Raw genomic sequence first — 16,743 nt, forward strand, 5'->3', positions numbered from 1 at the left:
ACGCTCGGCTGGGAAACCCCAGCCGAGCGCCTGCATAAACTGCTCGCGGCCTGATCAACACGACCACGTGTTGCGACGACCCCTAGAAAGCACCGAACCGCTCCGGGGGCCTTCGTCGTTCCGGGAACAAGGCGCCGGGAGCCCTCGCCGTCGCCTTCGCCGTTCTCGCCGCCGTTGCCTGTCGGTGCCCCGTGGCAGCATCGACCTGTGGACAAGATGCGGCAGCTGAGGCTCGCCAAGGACGCGATGGACCGGGACTGGGCAGACCCCGGGCTCGATCTCGACGCCGTGGCCGCACACGCCGGGTACTCCCGGTATCACTTCATCCGCGCCTTCAAGGCCGCCTACGGCGAGACCCCCGGCCAGTATCTGACGCATCGCCGGATCGAGCGGGCCGAGGAGATGCTGCGGACGGCGAATCTGACCGTGACCGAGATCTGCCACCTGGTGGGATTCAGCAGCGTCGGCACGTTCTCCGCCCGGTTCAAGACCTGGACCGGCCTCACCCCCAGCGAGTACCGCACCAAGCACGTGGGCCGCGGCGCCGCGCTCATACCTGGCTGCTACGCCATGCTCTGGGCCGGCGGCTTCCGCCCGGGGACCGCGGACCGGGAGCGCAATTCCGGAGAAGCGGACTGACCTGCGCGCTGCCTACGGTGGCAACGCAACAGCACCTCGCATCCCCCGGGAGAACGACATGATCAAGGGACTCGCCATCACCACCGTCTGGGTCCTCGACCAGGACCGGGCCAAGGAGTTCTACACCCAGAAGCTCGGCCTCGAGGTTCGTATGGACATGACCATGGGCGAGGGCGGCATGCGCTGGCTGACCGTCGGCGCGCCGGACCAGCCGGACGTGGAGCTGACGCTCATGGTGCCGGGCTCGCCCGCGATGGACCCCGAGTCCGCCGAGATGATGCGGACGCTCATCGCCAAGGGCGCCCTCGGCGCCGGAGTGCTGGCCACCGACGACATCCACGGGGACTACAAGAAGCTCAAGGAGCGCGGCGTGGAGTTCCTCCAGGAGCCGCAGGAGCGCCCCTACGGCACCGAGGCGCTCTTCCGCGACGACTCCGGCAACTGGTTCTCCTTCACCCAGCGCCGGGAGGGTGGCCTGGACCTCGACCAGGAGTGGGCCCGCTAGGGCGTACTTTCGAAACACGCCCTTGGGGGGTCTGACAATTCCGGCCGGGCGCGCGACTCCCCCAGCCTGGCGGCTGGGAGGTGCCCCCAGACATGGCACCTCGCCGCGTTGTCGGATCACCCGAGTACGTCCGGTACGCGGATGATCCTCCGTCTTGCGATGCACCGCACCGGATGCCGCGCGCTTATCCGGCGCGAATGTCAGACACCCCCTGGGCCGGGCGGGCGGTTCAGCCGCCGGGCAGCGGCAGTATCGGGAAGCTCCCCGTGTTCGTCGGCGCGTGCTCCGGCAGCCACAGCACCGCCACCGCCCCCTCGGCCGGCATGTGCTCCGGTGTGCCGGCGGGCCGTACGTTGCGGAACGTCAGGCGCGCCCCGAGCACCCGTGCCTGGCCCGCCGCGATCGTCAGGCCCAGGCCGTGGCCCTGTCCCGAGCGGTCCGAGCTGCCAGTGCGGAAGCGGCTCGGGCCGTCGGCCAGCAGCTCCTCCGGGAAGCCGGGCCCGTGGTCCCGTACGCGGATCACCCGGCCCTCGACCGACACCTCGATCGGCGGCTTGCCGTGCCGGGCCGCGTTCGCCAGCAGATTGAACAGCACGCGTTCCAGACGGCGCGGATCCGTGGTGACCTCCGACTCATGGATCACCCGGACCTCGACATGGGGGTCCTTCGCGGCCACCCGCCGGCTGATGAACTCGCCGAGCATGATGTCCTGGAGTTCCGCCCGCTCGGAGGCGCCGTCCAGCCGGGCGACCTCCAGGACGTCCTCCACCAGCGTGCGCAGGGCCTGCGCTCGGTCCCGCACCAGTTCCGTGGGCCGCCCGGGCGGGAGCAGCTCCGCCGCTGTGAGCAGGCCTGTGACGGGTGTGCGCAGCTCGTGCGCGATGTCCGCGGTCACCCGGCGCTCGGCCTCCAGCCGCTGCCCCAGCGCGTCCGCCATCGCGTCCACCGCGCGCGCCAGATCATCGGTCTCGTCGCGTACGACACCGCCGATCGCCTTCCGCACGCGGACGTCGGTCTCGCCCGCGGCGACCCGGTTGGCCGCGGCCGCCGCCTTGCGCAGGCGCCGCGACAGCTGCCCGCCGATCAGCACGCCGAGCGCCGAGCCGCCGAAGACCACGGCGATCGAACCGATGATCAGGGCCTGGTCGAGGTCCTTCATCACATCGGCGCTGCGGTCGGTGAAACGGGTGTGCAGGGACAGCACCCGGCCGTCCTTGAGCGGTACGGCCGCCCAGATGTCCGGCACGCCGTGCGCGCCCTCGGAGACATAGGTGGCCCGCCGGCCGTTCAGAACCTTCTGCAGCAGGTCCCGGGGGATCGTCGGGTCGTCGACCTTGACGCCGAAGGTCTGGGTGCGCCCGGACTCGTACATCCGCTGGGCCACCTGGATCCGCTCGATGGCGAGGTCGCGCGAGTTGTCGAGCATCGACACCCGCGCCGCGTTGTGCACGACCAGGCTCAGCGCGATCGCGACGAGCGCGCCGACCAGGGCGATCGCCGCGCTGAGTTTCCATCTGAGGCCCGTCCGTATGGCCGGGTCGTCCGGGATCAGGCGTCCGAGAAGTCCCCGCATGCCCCCGCTCAAGCCTTCAACTTGTAGCCGAAGCCACGGACCGTCTCGATCCGGTCCTGGCCGATCTTCGTGCGCAGCCGCTGCACATGGACGTCGACGACCCGGGTGTCACCACCCCAGCCGTAATCCCACACCCGCTCCAGCAGCTTGTCCCGCGACAGCACCGTGCCCGGTGCCGACGAGAACTCCAGCAGCAGCCGCATCTCGGTCGGAGTGAGCGCCACCGGCTGTCCGGAGCGCCGTACCTCCATGCCCTCGGTGTCGATCTCCAGTTCGCCGAAGGTGAGGATGCCGCCGCTCATGGACGAGGAGTCCTCGGTGTCCCGGTCGGGCCCGCCGGCGTGCCCGAAGCGGCGCAGCACCGCGCGGATGCGCGCGACCAGCACAGCACCGTCGAACGGCTTGGTCACATAGTCGTCGGCGCCCGCCTCCAGGCCGAGCACCACGTCGATCGAGTCGGCGCGCGCCGACACCATGATCACCGGGACGGTCGACTCGTCACGGATACGGCGGCACAGACTGACGCCGTCCAGTCCGGGGAGCATCACGTCCAGCAGGGCGATGTCGGGGCGACGGGCGCGGAACGCCTCCAGGCCCGACAGACCGTCGGGCATGGCGGTGACCGCGAAGCCGTCCCGCTCCAGGGCGAGCTGGGTGGCCTCGCGGATCACATCGTCGTCCTCGACGAACAGGACGTGGGTCTGCTCTGCCATCCGCTCTCTCAGTTCCCTGCCGGGGCGGACTTGCCGCCGTTGCCCACCGCGTTGCTGTACACGTTGCGCGTACTGGACACGACGGCGAAGTGGCTCGCCGTCCAGCGGTAGGTGATCACTTCCTCGCTGGAGGGATACGACACCGGGTCGCCCTTCTCGTACATCTGCTGGGTCACCACCAGGTCACCGCGGTCTATCTCCGCGTAGACCGGAGGCTCCTCGGCCCGGAACACATTCTCGTACTTGTGATTCTCCATGCGGTACACGTACGAGCCGAGCCCGACGGCGTCGCTGCACGTCATCACGTTCACGACGATGTCGTTCACGGTGCCGCCGGTGACGTCGCCGTACGAGACGTCGACAGGGTACTCATCGGCCACGCATGGTTTCAGATCGTCCTTGACCGCCTTCGCGACCTTCGGATCGTCCTTGACCATGTTGACCACGTCCTGGCGCGTGGGCTCTTTCTTGGTCGGTGAGGCGGAGGGCGTGGCGACGCCCGCGACCACCGGGTCATGGCCCGCCGGACCCTCGTCCCGTGCGCCTGTGCCACCGGTGGCACAGGCGGAGACGAAAAGCCCGAGGGCGGCGACCGCGACCACAGCCGCCATCGCCGCCTTGAGGACTCCGCTGGGCCGTATGGCCCCCGTGCCTAGGCCGCGCAACGCTCCCGCTCCTCACGCTCCAGCGCGCGTGCGTCCAGGTCGCGGGCCTCCAGCTCCTCTCGGAGCCGGGCGAGCGCCCGGTGCAGCGTGCTCTTGACCGTCCCGGCCGACATGCCGAGGGCGGCGGCCGTCTCCTCCGTGGACATCTGCTCCCAGTGTCGCAGCACCACGACACTGCGCTGCTTCGGAGCGAGCACCTTCAGGACATCCATCAGCAGGGCCCGGTCGGCGTGCTGCTCGGTGGAGTCCTCGACGCAGGCGTCCGGCAGCTGCTCGGTGGGGACCTCCTCCAGCTTGCGGGCCCGCCACCACTCGGTGCGCGTGTTGATCATCACGCGGCGCAGATAGGCGTCCGCCAGGCGCTTGTCGGCGATCCCGTCCCAGCGGCCGTACGTGCGCACCAGAGCGGTCTGCAGCAGGTCCTGGGCGTCGGTCGGGTCGGGCACCAGTCGACGAGCGCTGCGCAGCAGCGCATCCTGCCGGGTGCGTACGTACTCTTCGAATTCGAGCACCTCGCCGTGTGCCATTCCAACCGCCTCCGTTCCCCGTTTTTCCGACCCGCCCGCCGGCTGCGTTCCTCAGCCGGGTGCGGTACCGCAAAAGTCCGTGTGAGCCGTTCCCGGCTCCGGTGCCGGGCGATCCCCGGCACGCATATGAAGTTACGGACGGGTTGTCACGGCGTTGTCCGAGCCAGCCTGCGGAGAGCGCTCGGCTGTCCGTCGGTTGTGTAACAGACCGAGGAACGGGGCAAGAAGGAACGGCAGTTGGGGAGAGTATGGGTCGATTTGTCCGGATGTTGAGTCGCGAAGTCTGTGACGTGACGAGGTAACAGCTGTGAGCGGACGAGCTGTGGGCCGGCCAACGGCTGTGCGAACGACCGGGCGGGGGTGCGCCCGGGGCAGGGGCAGTGGACCGCGCGCCCAGGCGCGGCGATGTGAATCGTGCGCCCGGGCGCGGGAGTGAGAAACGCGCGCCCGGGCGTGGTACTAGTGCGCCGGTCGCAGCACTAGGTGAGCGGAAGGCGGTAGAGGCCGCCGGGGAGGGGCTCCACCAGGCCGTCGGAGACCAGCCCGTCCAGGGCGCGGGCGCGCTGCACCGGCTCCTCCCACACCCGGTCGAGGACCGACTGGGGGACCGGGCCCACGGCTTCCCGCAGGACGGCCAGCAGCCGGCCGCGCACCTGACGGTCCGTCCCGGCGTACGTCTGACCGCGGCGCGGCGGGCCGTCGTGCTCCGGCTTCCCGGCCAGCTGCCAGGCGCACTGCGCGGCGATCGGGCAGCGCTGACACGTCTCGTTCTTCGCGGTGCAGATCAGCGCGCCCAGTTCCATGGAGGCGGCGGCCCAGCGGGACGCCGTGTGCTCGTCCTCGGGCAGCAGTGCGCGGGCGAGCTTGCGTTCCGCGGCGGTGGTGGCGTTGGGCGGGTACTGCACCCCGGTGACCGCGCGGGCGAGGACGCGCCGCACATTGGTGTCGAGGACCGGGTGCCGCTGGCCGTAGGCGAAGGACGCGACGGCCGCGGCCGTGTACTCGCCGATGCCGGGCAGGGCGAGCAGCTGGGCGTGATCGGTGGGTACGTCGCCGCCGTGCCGTTCGGTTATGGCGACAGCGGCGCCGTGCAGACGCAGGGCGCGGCGCGGGTAGCCGAGGCGGCCCCAGGCGCGGACGGCCTCGCCGGGTGGTTCCTTGGCGAGGTCGGCGGGGCGGGGCCAGCGGGCGAGCCACTGCTCGTAGACGGGCAGAACGCGGTTGACCGGCGTCTGCTGCAGCATGAACTCACTGACCATCACGCCCCACGGCCCGGCCTCCGGGCGCCGCCAGGGGAGATCGCGGGCGTGCTCGTTGAACCAGGCGATGACCGGGGCGTGCAGAGCCCTGCCGGGGGCCCTGCCCGTGAGGTCGTCGCTCTGGGCGGGTTCGAGGGCGGGAATGGGCACGGGGGTGGGGGTGGTGGGTGCAGTCATGACGCTTTCGATCCTGCCACGTGAGGGGCGGTGGGGTGGGGGATCGGCCCCGGTGGGGGTGTTGTGTCGGTACGTCCGGACCCCGGCGGCCGGACGGGGCGAGGCGGGGGCGCGGAGTGCGGAGTGCGGTGGGTGGGGCGCGAGGAGGGGTGCGGTGAGCGGAGCTGCGATGGGGGGCGCGACGACCGGAGTGCGGGCTGTGAGGTGGCTTCGGGGGCCGGGCGCGTCGCCCGGTGCCGTTCTGTGTGCCTCGGTCCCGTTCGGCGGAGGCCGCGCGGGATGATGATCCGGAAAAGTTGATGCCGGGGCGGCGGGTGGGGCAAGGCCCGGCTCCGATCTCTCGTACAGTTTTCGCCGTGGGATCTCTGCGCAATCCGGTCGGGCCGCTTCCCTCCTCCATCTACTGGCGTCGGAGGGCCGTAATGCTGTCTGTGCTAGCCCTGTTGGCGCTGCTGATCGCCTGGGTGGTCACGGCCGGTGGCGGCGTTGGCAAGAACAGGGCGGACGGCTCGAACGGCAAGCACCCCACGTCGTCCATCACTCCGGGCCCGTCCGGCACCGGTCCGGCGATCAGCCAACACCCGGGCGGTCGGGACGAGTCGAGCGGCGGAGACGGTTCGGGGTCGGCGGGCTCGTCCGGATCGTCGGGGTCCGACGGCTCGGGCGGATCGGACGCGGGGTCCGGGGGATCGGACACGGGATCAGGCTCGGGCGGCAGCGGCAACGGCGGTTCCGCCGGGGGCCAGTTGCCGACCGGGGCCGGGTCGTCCCTGCCCAACTGCTCTTCTGGTTCGGTCCAGTTGACCCTGCGGAGCGTCCACAACACCTACGAGCCCGGGGACGTCCCGGCCTTCGAGCTGGACGCGAAGAACTCCTCCGGCAGCGACTGCAAGATCGATCTGGGCCCCAAGAGCGCCGTGCTGACGGTCACTCAGACCGGCAGCGACAAGGACGTGTGGTCCTCGGCCGACTGCCCGGGCGGCTCGGGAAGCGTGCTGTTCCGTGTGCCCGCGAACGCCCATGTCGCCTACACGGTGAAGTGGGACCGCAAGCAGAGCGCGCCGAACTGCGCGACGCCTCCGGCGGGTTCGGTGCCCGCGGGCACCTATCTGGTCGAGGCGAAGGCCCCCGGCTTCCCGAAGGCCCAGACGTCGTTCGTGCTCTCCAAGGACTGATGCGGGGACCGGTCAGGAGGACGACTGGTTGAGAGCCCGTCGCCGGCGCTTGCCCAGCCCGCGGGCACCTATCTGGTCGAGGCGAAGGCCTCCGGCTTCCCGAAGGCCCAGACGTCGTTCGTGCTCTCCAAGGACTGATGCGGGGACCGGTCAGGAGGACGACTGGTTGAGAGCCCGTCGCCGGCGCTTGCCCAGCCCGCGGGCACCTATCTGGTCGAGGCGAAGGCCTCCGGCTTCCCGAAGGCCCAGACGTCGTTCGTGCTCTCCAAGGACTGATGCGGGGACCGGTCAGGAGGACGACCGGTTGAGAGCCTGTCGCCGGCGCTTGCCCAGAGGGGCCTGCGAGAGGTCCTCGGCGTTGGAGCGGAGGTTCTTGTAGCCGTAGCCGCGCTGGGTGAGCCAGGTCCTGGCGGAAGTCTCCGCGCGCTCCGTCGCCTCCAGGATGTCCTCCTCGGCCTCGCCCGAGTCGAGGAAGCGGAAGGTGAAGGCGGGGCGGGCCGCGAGGTCGTAGCTGAGATGGCCCTCGGGGGTGAAGGCGGCGTGCAGCACGTCGTGCTCGGCGGCGTGCGCCAGGAGTTCGGTCCGTTGCCCGTCGTCGAGGCCGTCGAAGACGCCGCGGACGGTGATGCGGAACGCTCGGGTAGTCATCCTCCGAACGTAGAGGCGGCAGCGATGCCGTTCCACCCGTTTTCCGGCGGCCCACGCCCTGGTGCGGTGACCGGGAAGGTTCACCGGCTCGCGACTCCCCGGGCCTGGCGGCTGGGAGGTGTGCCCCCAGGCACGGCACCTCGCCGTGTTGTCGCATCGCCCCAGTACATCCAGTACGCAGGCGATGATCCGCCTTGCGATGCACCGCACCGGACGCCGCGAGCTTTCCGGCGAACCCTCCCGGCCACAGCGCTAGACGTACCGCTCCAGGATCGAGGACTCCGCCAGTCGCGACAGGCCCTCGCGGACGCTGCGCGCCCGGGCCTCGCCGACGCCGTCCACCGTCTGGAGGTCGTCGACGCTCGCCGCGAGCAGCTTCTGCAGGCCCCCGAAGTGGTCCACCAGTCGGTCGATGATCGCGCCGGGCAGTCGCGGGACCTTCGCCAGCAGCCGGAAACCGCGCGGGGACACCGCCGAGTCGAGTGCCTCGGGGGAGCCGGTGTAACCCAGGGCGCGGGCCACCGTGGGCAGTTCGAGAAGCTCGGCATGGGACAACGCGTCCAGCTCGGACAGCGCCTCCTCGACGGTGCGGGAGCGCTTGGCGGTCGGCTCGGGTACGTAGTCGCGCACCACCAGCTCCCGCTCGGGCTCCACCCCGGCGATCAACTCGTCGAGCTGGAGGGCGAGCAGCCGACCGTCCGTGCCCAGCTCGACGACGTACTCCGCGATCTCGGTCGCGATACGACGGACCATCTCCAGCCGCTGCGACACCGCGGAGACGTCCCGGACCGTCACCAGGTCCTCGATCTCCAGCGCGGACAGCGTGCCGGCCACCTCGTCCAGGCGGAGCTTGTACCGCTCCAGGGTGGCCAGGGCCTGGTTGGCGCGGGACAGGATGGCCGCCGAGTCCTCCAGCACCCGACGCTGCCCGTCGACGTACAGCGCGATCAGGCGCATCGACTGGGAGACCGAGACCACAGGGAAGCCGACCTGCTTGCTCACCCGGTCCGCCGTGCGGTGCCGCGTGCCCGTCTCCTCCGTCGGGATCGTCGGGTCGGGCACCAGCTGCACGCCCGCCCTGAGGATCTTCGACAGGTCCGAGGAGAGCACCAGGGCGCCGTCCAGCTTGCACAGCTCCCGCAGCCGGGTGGCCGTGAACTCCACGTCCAGGACGAAGCCACCCGTGCACATGGTCTCGACGGTCTTGTCGGAGCCGAGCACGATGAGGCCGCCGGTGTTGCCGCGGAGCACGCGCTCGAGTCCGTCGCGCAGGGCCGTGCCGGGAGCCACGGCGCTCAGAGAGGCGCGCATCAGGCCATCGGCACGGGAACTCCCGCCGGACTTTCCGGGAGCTGCCGCCCGGTCGTTGGCTGCCACTGCACTCCTCCGGTCGCAGGTTCTTCAGGCGCTCCCGTGTCGCACTCTCGGTTCGTACGGACGGGCGAGACCAGGGCAAAGTCTACCGGCGGTCCTCCTCATCCCGTGGGGCCTCTCGCCTACGGGAGCGCGGAAGGACCCGCAGGGCATCCCCTATGTCCGCCACTTCCAGCACCTTCATCCCGGGCGGGATCTTGCCCGGATCGCCCGGAACGAGCGCGTGCGTGAAGCCCAGACGGTGGGCCTCGGACAGCCGGCGCTGGACCCCTGTGACGCGTCTTACCTCGCCCGCGAGGCCCACTTCGCCGATCGCCACCAGATTCTTGGGCAGCGGGGTGTCGCTCGCGGCGCTCGCCAGCGCCAGCGCGACCGCCAGGTCCGCGGCCGGCTCGGAGAGCTTCACCCCGCCGACCGTCGCGGAGTAGATGTCCCGCTTGCCGAGGGCGCTGATCCGGCCGCGCTGCTCCAGCACGGCGAGCATCATCGAGACGCGGGAGGTCTCCAGGCCGGACGTCGTACGCCGCGGGGAGGGGATCTGCGAGTCGACCGTCAGGGCCTGCACCTCGGCGACGAGGGGCCGGCGGCCCTCCAGGGTGACGGTCAGGCAGGTGCCGGGGACCGGCTCGGCGCGGCGGGTCAGGAACAGACCGCTCGGGTCGGCCAGGCCGGTGATCCCCTCGTCGTGCAGCTCGAAGCAACCGACCTCGTCGGTCGCTCCGTACCGGTTCTTGACGCCCCGTACGAGGCGCAGCCGGGCGTGCCGGTCGCCCTCGAAGTGCAGAACGACGTCCACCAGGTGTTCGAGCAGGCGCGGGCCCGCGATCGCGCCGTCCTTGGTGACGTGGCCGACGAGCAGGGTGGACATGCCGCGCTCCTTGGAGGCGCGGATGAGGGCCCCGGCGACCTCCCGGACCTGGGCCATGCCGCCGGGCGCGCCGTCGATCTCGGGGGAGGCGACGGTCTGCACGGAGTCCAGGATGAGCAGGGACGGCTTCACCGCGTCCAAGTGGCCGAGCACGGCGGAGAGATCGGTCTCCGCCGCCAGGTAGAGGTGGTCGTCGATGGCTCCGATGCGGTCGGCGCGCAGCCGCACCTGGCTCGCCGACTCCTCGCCCGTCACATACAGCGTGCGGTGCTCGTCGCTGGCCGCCTTCGCCGCGACGTCCAGCAGCAGGGTGGACTTGCCGACGCCGGGTTCGCCGGCCAGCAGCACGACCGCGCCCGGCACGAGTCCGCCGCCGAGGACACGGTCCAGCTCGGGCACGCCGGTGGACCGGGCCGTGGCCTGCCGTCCGTCGACCTGGCCGATGGGGACGGCGGAGGTGGTCACGCGGCCCGGTGTCGTCGTCCGCACCGCGGGTGCGCCGTACTCCTCGATCGTGCCCCACGCCTGGCACTCGGCGCAGCGGCCGAGCCACTTGGCCGTCTGCCAGCCGCACTCGGTGCAGCGGTAGGACGGCCGGTCCTTGGTGGTCTTCGTACGGGCAGCCATGGACGAAACCGTAGCGGGACCCACTGACACCGGGGGCCGCGGCCCATGACGCCGGGTTCGTGGTGGTGAAACCCCTCGCCCCCCTCGCCGCCACCCGCCATCCGGCCCTGGCGCCCGGCGCCCGCGGCGCGCATGCGGGGGGTGGGGCGCCCCGGACCTGCGCGCGGCCGGAGCGCCGGCGCACGCGGGCTCGCCGCACCCGCTTCTCGTGGCCCGTTTTGAGGGATCGTTTCACCCGTACGGAGTAAAAGTGCGCAAGGTGGAAGAAGGTGCAGCCTGTCGGCGCCTACGGTCGCCAAGGTGATGAGCAGCAGGCCGGAGACTTCCACGCACGCCACAGGCGCACGCCCGGCGCGCAAAGACGCTCGCAAGCGGGGGAGCGTGTCTCGTGGCGCGGGCGCCCGCACCACGGCACAGCGCCCTCCCGCGCGGTACGAGCCCTACCTCGACGGCCTGTTCACCTACTGCCTGTCCGTGTTGTGCGACCACGACACGGCGACGGCCGCCCTGGGAGACGCCCTCGCGCTCGCCGAGCGCCGCGGCACCCGGGCCCCGGACACCCCCGGCGACTGCCGTGCCTGGCTGTACGCACTGGCCCGCTGGTCCTGTCTGCGCCGGCTCGCCGAGGCCCGGCGGAGCCGCCAGGCCGGTCACGCCGCAGGGCGCGACCGCGGCACGCGCGCGTACCGGGAGGCCGACGACCGGCGCGCCGCCGAGGCGATCGCCGGGGCCGCCGCCCCCGAGGGAGCCGTCCCCGAGGAGATCCGGCAACGGCGCAGACAGGAACTCGCCCAGCTCGCCTGGCCCGAGGCGGCCGGTACGACGCCCGAGCAGCGGGAGGCGCTGGAACTCGCCGTGCGGCACCAGCTCACCGCCCAGGAGGTCGCCGCCGTCCTCGGCATGGACCTGGCGGCCGCACGGGAACTCCTCGCCTCCGCCGCCTGCGAGGTCGAGCGCACCCGCGCCGCACTCGCGGTCGTCGAGACCGGCTCCTGCCCGAGCGTCGCCCGGCTGACCGACGACCACCAGTTCGTGCTGAGCGCCACCCTCCGCCGCGAGCTGGTCCGGCACGTCGACGACTGTCCGCGCTGCCGCCGTACCGCCGAGCGGGCGGTCGCCGGCGCCTGGCCGGGCACCAGCGTCACCCCTGCCGCGCTCCCCGTACTGGAGGCTCCACGCGCGGTCCTGCAGGCCGCGATGGCGCACGTCCCCCGCGCGCGTAGCGGTGCGCCCCGCTTCGACCGGCGCGGTTTCCCCATGGACCCCAAGGACCACGCGGCGCGCCGCGACCGCCTCCGCGCGCGTGCCGTCACGACGACCGTCGTCGCCGCCGTGGTCGCGGCCCCCGTCATCGCGCTGTGGGCGGCCAACCGCGGCGCGCCCCTCACGGGCGAGGGCACCGACGGCCGCACGGTCACCGCGCGCGAGCTGCACGACTCCGCCGCGCTCGGCGGAGAGGGCTCGGACGGCTACGAGAACGCGGGCAACGCGCGTACGAGACCCGGCGCCGGCTTCGGCAGGGACGGCCGTTCGCCCGATGTGTCCGTCGAGGTCATCGGGGTGCGGGCAGGCGCCCGGGAAGCGGGCCACCTCACGGTGACGGCCGCGGGCGACGGCACGACGACCCTCATCACGCTGACCGCGTCGGGCAGCGCGCCGGTCTCCTGGTCCGCGTCCACCGGAGCCGCCTGGCTCTCCCTCAGTCAGGCGTCCGGAAGGCTCGCCCCGGGCGCGTCGACCACGGTCCGGGTGTACGTGGACCCGCTGCGCGAACCGGCCGGCTCCTGGCACGCGCGCGTGACGGTGGCACCCGCGGGCGTCGTGGTCACGATCGACGGCTACGGGACCGCGGCCTCGCCCGACCCACGTCCCACCCCGGTGCACACCGGTTCGTCCGCTCCCACGCCGAGCGCTCCGCCCACGACGGACCCCGGACCCACGCCCGGCGATCCGACGCCCACGGCCCCGCCGACCACGAATCCGCCGCCCTCCCAGGACCCCCCGGCCTCGACGCCGCCGCCCGCCGGGAGCGCCACCCCGAGCCCGTCCTCGTAGGCCCCGGTCCGGCACGGACGGGGGACAGCCCCCCGCAGCGCACGGGGCACCCCCGCACGCGCGGGGCGAAGCCCCCCGCTCCGTTCACTCGACCGGATCGGCGGGATGCGGCGCCACCAGCGGGAGCTGCGACGCCAGGCGCTGCTCGCACAGCTCGACCAGGCGGTCGTACCCCGCCTTGCCCATCAGCTCGGTCAGCTCGGCCCGGTACGAGACGTACACCGGGTCGCCCGCGCCGTGCGCCGACGTCGCCGATGTGCACCACCAGTGCAGATCATGGCCGCCCGGGCCCCAGCCCCGGCGGTCGTACTCACCGATGGACACCTGCAGTACCCGCGTGTCGTCGGGGCGGTCGATCCAGTCGTACGTCCGCCGGATCGGCAGCTGCCAGCACACGTCCGGCTTGGTCTCCAGCGGTTCGCGGCCCTCGCGCAGCGCCAGGATGTGCAGCGAGCAGCCAGCACCGCCCGCGAACCCGGGCCGGTTCTGGAAGATGCACGAGCCCTGGTAGGGGCGGGTCTGGCGGGACCCCTCGTCGTCCACCGAGACCCAGCCGGTCTCCTTGCCCACGTCATGGTTCTGCCAGATCTCCGGTGTCAGCCGTGCCACGTGCTCGGCCACCCGCTTCTCGTCGTCCTCGTCCGAGAAGTGCGCGCCCAGCGTGCAGCAGCCGTCGTCCGCACGGCCCGCCTGGATGCCCTGGCAGCCGCTGCCGAAGATGCAGCTCCAGCGCGAGGTCAGCCAGGTCAGATCACAGCGGAAGACCTGTTCGTCGTCGGCCGGATCCGGAAACTCCACCCATGCGCGCGCGAAATCGAGCCCCTTCTCGTCACTCACCTTCGGGGCCTTCTTGGAGCGGGACGCCTTCGCCTGCGGAGAATCCTTCGATCCCTTGGAGGATTTGTCGGACTTCGCCTTTTTCGTCTTTGGCACGCATCCAGGGTAAGTGGCTCCGGGCTGCTTGAGGGCCTGAGGATCGTCGTACTGGCAGTAGCGTTCCGTACATGAGACTCGGTGTCCTTGATGTGGGTTCGAACACGGTGCATCTGCTGGTGGTGGACGCGCACCCCGGCGCGCGTCCGCTGCCCGCCCACTCGCACAAGGCGGAACTACGGCTCGCCCTGCTGCTCGACGGCGACGGCGCCATCGGTCCCGAAGGAGTCGACAAGCTGATCGCCGTCGTCCGCGACGCCCTCCAGGCCGCCGAGGACAAGGGCGTCGAGGACCTGCTGCCGTTCGCCACGTCCGCGGTGCGCGAGGCGAGCAACGCCGACGACGTGCTGGCCCGGGTCAAGGAGGCCACCGGCGTCGAGCTCCGGGTGCTGACCGGCGCGGAGGAGGCACGGCTGACCTTTCTCGCGGCCCGCCGCTGGTTCGGCTGGTCCGCGGGCAAGCTGCTCGTCCTCGACATCGGCGGCGGCTCGCTGGAGATCGCCTACGGCATGGACGAGGAGCCCGACACGGCGGTGTCGCTGCCGCTGGGCGCGGGCCGGCTCACCGCGTCCTGGCTCCCCGGCGATCCCCCGGATCCCGCGGACATCAGGGCGCTGCGCCGCCATGTGCGGACCGAGATCGCCCGTACGGTCGGCGAGTTCAGCCGCCGCGGGGTGCCCGACCACGTCGTCGCCACCTCCAAGACCTTCAAGCAGCTCGCCCGCCTCGCCGGCGCGGCGCGCTCGGCCGAGGGCGTGTACGTGCAGCGCGAGCTGAAGCGGGAGTCCCTGGAGGCCTGGGTGCCGCAGCTCGCCGGGATGACGGCCGAGCAGCGCGCGGACCTCCCGGGCGTCTCCGAGGGCCGCGCGCCCCAGCTCCTCGCGGGCGCGCTGGTCGCGGAGGGCGCGATGGACCTGTTCGGTGTGGAGGCCCTGGAGATCTGTCCGTGGGCCCTGCGCGAGGGCGTGATCCTGCGCCGCCTCGACCACATGGCGGCGGGCTAGGGGTGTCTGACCGCCGGGCGCGCGGCTCCCCCAGCCCGGCGGCTGGGAGGTGCCCCCAGGCACGGCACCTCGCCGCGTTGCCGGATCACCCGAGTACGTCCGGTGATCGGATGATCCTCCGCCTTGCGATGCTCCCCCGGCTACCGCTGGGAGGTGCCCCCAGGCACGGCACCTCGCCGCGTTGCCGGATCACCCGAGTACGTCCGGTGACCGGCTGATCCTCCGCCTTGCGATGCTCCCCCGGCTACCGCTGGGAGGTGCCCCCTGCGCCGGACGCCGCGCGCTGATCCGCCGCGAATTGTCAGACACCCCATAGCACTGCGCCCGGAAAGGTTCACCGGCTCGCGACGCCCGGCACGGGGTGCCGCGCGGCTCTGTGCGCCTTCCCACACCCCGCCCTGAGCGACCGCCCCTCCATGTCAAGGCGCCGCCCCGTACCCTGTCCCTCGTGGCAGAACCAGTGGTGCGCATCCCGGATGCGAAGGTCGCCCTGTCGACGGCCTCCGTCTATCCGGAGTCGACGGCGACGGCCTTCGAGATCGCCGCGCGCCTCGGGTACGACGGCGTCGAGGTCATGGTGTGGACCGATCCCGTCAGCCAGGACATCGAGGCGCTGCGCCGGCTCAGCGACTACCACCACATCCCCGTACTCGCTGTTCACGCCCCCTGTCTGCTGATCACCCAGCGGGTGTGGTCCAGCGATCCCTGGGTCAAGCTCCAGCGCGCCCGCACGGCCGCCGAGAAGCTCGGCGCGGGCACCGTCGTCGTCCACCCGCCCTTCCGGTGGCAGCGCCAGTACGCCCGCGACTTCGTCAACGGCATCTGGCGCATGGCGAACGAGACGGATGTGCGGTTCGCCGTGGAGAACATGTACCCCTGGCGCTACCGCGACCGCGAGATGCTCGCCTACGCCCCCGACTGGGACGTCACGAGGGACGACTACCGGCACTTCACGATCGACCTGAGCCACACCGCCACGGCCCGCTCCGACGCCCTGCAGATGCTGGAGCGCATGGGTGACCGCCTCGGCCATGTCCACCTCGCCGACGGCAACGGCTCCAACAAGGACGAGCACCTCGTCCCCGGCCGCGGCGTCCAGCCCTGCGCCGAGGTCCTGGAGCGGCTCGCGCTCACCGGCTTCGACGGGTACGTCGTCATCGAGGTCAACACCCGTCGCGCGATGTCCGCCGCCGAGCGTGAGGCCGACCTCGCCGAGGCGCTCGCCTTCACCCGTCTGCACCTCGCGTCCGCCGCGAAGGTGTCCCGCGGGTGAGCGGGGTGGTTCGTCCATGACCGGGACCACCGGACCGGCCGGGACGACGGGAGCGGGTCCCGTCCGCCGCGGCAGGGGACGGCCCAGCCGCAGGGAGACGGACGCGGCCCCCGCCACCCGGGACCGCATCCTGGAGGCGGCCCGCGAGGAGTTCTCCGAACGCGGCTACGAGAAGACGTCCGTCCGCGGCATCGCCAAGGCCGCCGGCGTGGACTCCGCGCTCGTGCACCACTACTTCGGCACCAAGGAACAGGTCTTCGAGGCCGCCATCGAGCTCGCCGTCGCGCCCGCCCTGAGCGCGCCCGACGCGCTCGCCGAGGGCCCCCGCGACGCCGTCGGCGAACGCCTGACCCGTTTCTTCTTCGGCGTCTGGGAGAACCCCGTGACCCGTGCGCCGCTGCTCGCGATCGTCCGCTCCGCCGTGAACAACGAGACCGCGGCCGCGGTCTTCCGCAAGCTGGTCGTCGCGCAGTTGCTGCGCCGCATCTCCGGGCAGCTCGGCCTCCCCGACGCGGAACTACGCGCCGAGCTGGCGGCCGCGCAGCTGGTCGGGGTCGCGATGCTGCGGTACGTGATCAAGGTGGAGCCGGTGGCGTCGGCCGACCTGGAGCAACTGGTGGCGCGCCTGGCACCGGTCGTGCAGGGGCATATGACCAACCCCTGAGACGCCTCGGCCACCGCGACCCGGCCCTGAACACGCCCCGGACTCCCGGCACCGGCCCTCTGCC

At 72.0% G+C, this 16,743-nt stretch carries 16 protein-coding genes; 7 read left to right on the forward strand and 9 right to left on the reverse strand.

What is annotated here, in order from left to right; all coding sequences use genetic code 11:
* Positions 1–216 precede the first annotated feature (216 nt).
* A complete protein-coding gene (locus ACFY2Z_RS39750; protein ID WP_390748896.1) occupies positions 217–639 on the forward strand; it encodes a helix-turn-helix transcriptional regulator in 423 nt (140 codons plus the stop codon).
* A gap of 58 nt (positions 640–697) precedes the next feature.
* A complete protein-coding gene (locus tag ACFY2Z_RS39755; protein WP_390748874.1) occupies positions 698–1,144 on the forward strand; it encodes a VOC family protein in 447 nt (148 codons plus the stop codon).
* A gap of 229 nt (positions 1,145–1,373) precedes the next feature.
* On the opposite strand, the gene cseC is transcribed toward ACFY2Z_RS39755, so the two are convergent.
* The 5 genes from cseC to ACFY2Z_RS39780 form a co-directional block, all read right to left on the reverse strand.
* Entirely contained in the window at positions 1,374–2,717 is a 1,344-nt protein-coding gene (cseC, locus tag ACFY2Z_RS39760; protein ID WP_390748875.1) for a two-component system sensor histidine kinase CseC, read from the reverse strand.
* A gap of 8 nt (positions 2,718–2,725) precedes the next feature.
* Positions 2,726–3,430, reverse strand: a complete 705-nt coding sequence (cseB, locus tag ACFY2Z_RS39765) for a two-component system response regulator CseB (protein ID WP_390748876.1) — start codon at positions 3,428–3,430, stop codon at positions 2,726–2,728.
* Positions 3,431–3,438: 8 nt separating this feature from the next.
* Positions 3,439–4,095: a hypothetical protein gene (locus tag ACFY2Z_RS39770; RefSeq protein ID WP_390748877.1), complete on the reverse strand. Its 657-nt coding sequence runs from the start codon at positions 4,093–4,095 to the stop codon at positions 3,439–3,441.
* On the reverse strand, positions 4,083–4,622 hold the full coding sequence (locus tag ACFY2Z_RS39775) for a SigE family RNA polymerase sigma factor (protein ID WP_311694770.1): 540 nt from the start codon (positions 4,620–4,622) through the stop codon (positions 4,083–4,085). Before ACFY2Z_RS39775 ends, ACFY2Z_RS39770 begins: the two co-directional genes overlap by 13 nt.
* A 479-nt stretch (positions 4,623–5,101) precedes the next feature.
* Positions 5,102–6,058, reverse strand: a complete 957-nt coding sequence (locus ACFY2Z_RS39780; RefSeq protein ID WP_390748878.1) for an A/G-specific adenine glycosylase — start codon at positions 6,056–6,058, stop codon at positions 5,102–5,104.
* Positions 6,059–6,414: 356 nt separating this feature from the next.
* Here ACFY2Z_RS39780 and ACFY2Z_RS39785 point away from each other — a divergent pair, with 356 nt between their 5' ends.
* A complete protein-coding gene (locus tag ACFY2Z_RS39785; RefSeq protein ID WP_390748879.1) occupies positions 6,415–7,233 on the forward strand; it encodes a hypothetical protein in 819 nt (272 codons plus the stop codon).
* 288 nt (positions 7,234–7,521) lie between these two features.
* Here the strand turns inward: ACFY2Z_RS39785 and ACFY2Z_RS39790 are convergent, their stop codons facing one another.
* From ACFY2Z_RS39790 to radA, 3 genes are all read right to left on the reverse strand, one after another.
* On the reverse strand, positions 7,522–7,881 hold the full coding sequence (locus ACFY2Z_RS39790) for a DUF6204 family protein (RefSeq protein ID WP_390748880.1): 360 nt from the start codon (positions 7,879–7,881) through the stop codon (positions 7,522–7,524).
* 252 nt (positions 7,882–8,133) lie between these two features.
* On the reverse strand, positions 8,134–9,258 hold the full coding sequence (gene disA / locus ACFY2Z_RS39795; RefSeq protein ID WP_311694766.1) for a DNA integrity scanning diadenylate cyclase DisA: 1,125 nt from the start codon (positions 9,256–9,258) through the stop codon (positions 8,134–8,136).
* A gap of 82 nt (positions 9,259–9,340) precedes the next feature.
* Entirely contained in the window at positions 9,341–10,750 is a 1,410-nt protein-coding gene (gene radA, locus ACFY2Z_RS39800; protein WP_390748881.1) for a DNA repair protein RadA, read from the reverse strand.
* A 300-nt stretch (positions 10,751–11,050) separates the two neighbouring features.
* Here radA and ACFY2Z_RS39805 point away from each other — a divergent pair, with 300 nt between their 5' ends.
* Positions 11,051–12,805 (forward strand): hypothetical protein, encoded by a 1,755-nt coding sequence (locus tag ACFY2Z_RS39805; protein ID WP_390748882.1) that lies wholly within the window; start codon positions 11,051–11,053, stop codon positions 12,803–12,805.
* Between the two features lie 84 nt (positions 12,806–12,889).
* Here the strand turns inward: ACFY2Z_RS39805 and ACFY2Z_RS39810 are convergent, their stop codons facing one another.
* Entirely contained in the window at positions 12,890–13,738 is an 849-nt protein-coding gene (locus tag ACFY2Z_RS39810; RefSeq protein WP_390748883.1) for a hypothetical protein, read from the reverse strand.
* Positions 13,739–13,809: 71 nt separating this feature from the next.
* On the opposite strand from ACFY2Z_RS39810, the gene ACFY2Z_RS39815 reads away from it, so the two are divergent.
* From ACFY2Z_RS39815 to ACFY2Z_RS39825, 3 genes are all read left to right on the forward strand, one after another.
* The gene (locus ACFY2Z_RS39815) at positions 13,810–14,742 is read left to right on the forward strand and encodes a Ppx/GppA family phosphatase (RefSeq protein ID WP_390748884.1); all 933 of its coding nucleotides are present in this window, start codon (positions 13,810–13,812) and stop codon (positions 14,740–14,742) included.
* Positions 14,743–15,190: 448 nt separating this feature from the next.
* The gene (locus ACFY2Z_RS39820) at positions 15,191–16,015 is read left to right on the forward strand and encodes a sugar phosphate isomerase/epimerase family protein (protein ID WP_390748885.1); all 825 of its coding nucleotides are present in this window, start codon (positions 15,191–15,193) and stop codon (positions 16,013–16,015) included.
* 16 nt (positions 16,016–16,031) lie between these two features.
* Positions 16,032–16,679, forward strand: coding sequence for a TetR family transcriptional regulator (locus ACFY2Z_RS39825; protein ID WP_390748886.1), 648 nt, complete (start codon positions 16,032–16,034; stop codon positions 16,677–16,679).
* Positions 16,680–16,743: the final 64 nt, after the last annotated feature.

Source organism: Streptomyces sp. NPDC001222 (assembly GCF_042896945.1).
Classification (GTDB): Bacteria; Actinomycetota; Actinomycetes; order Streptomycetales; family Streptomycetaceae; genus Streptomyces; species Streptomyces gibsoniae.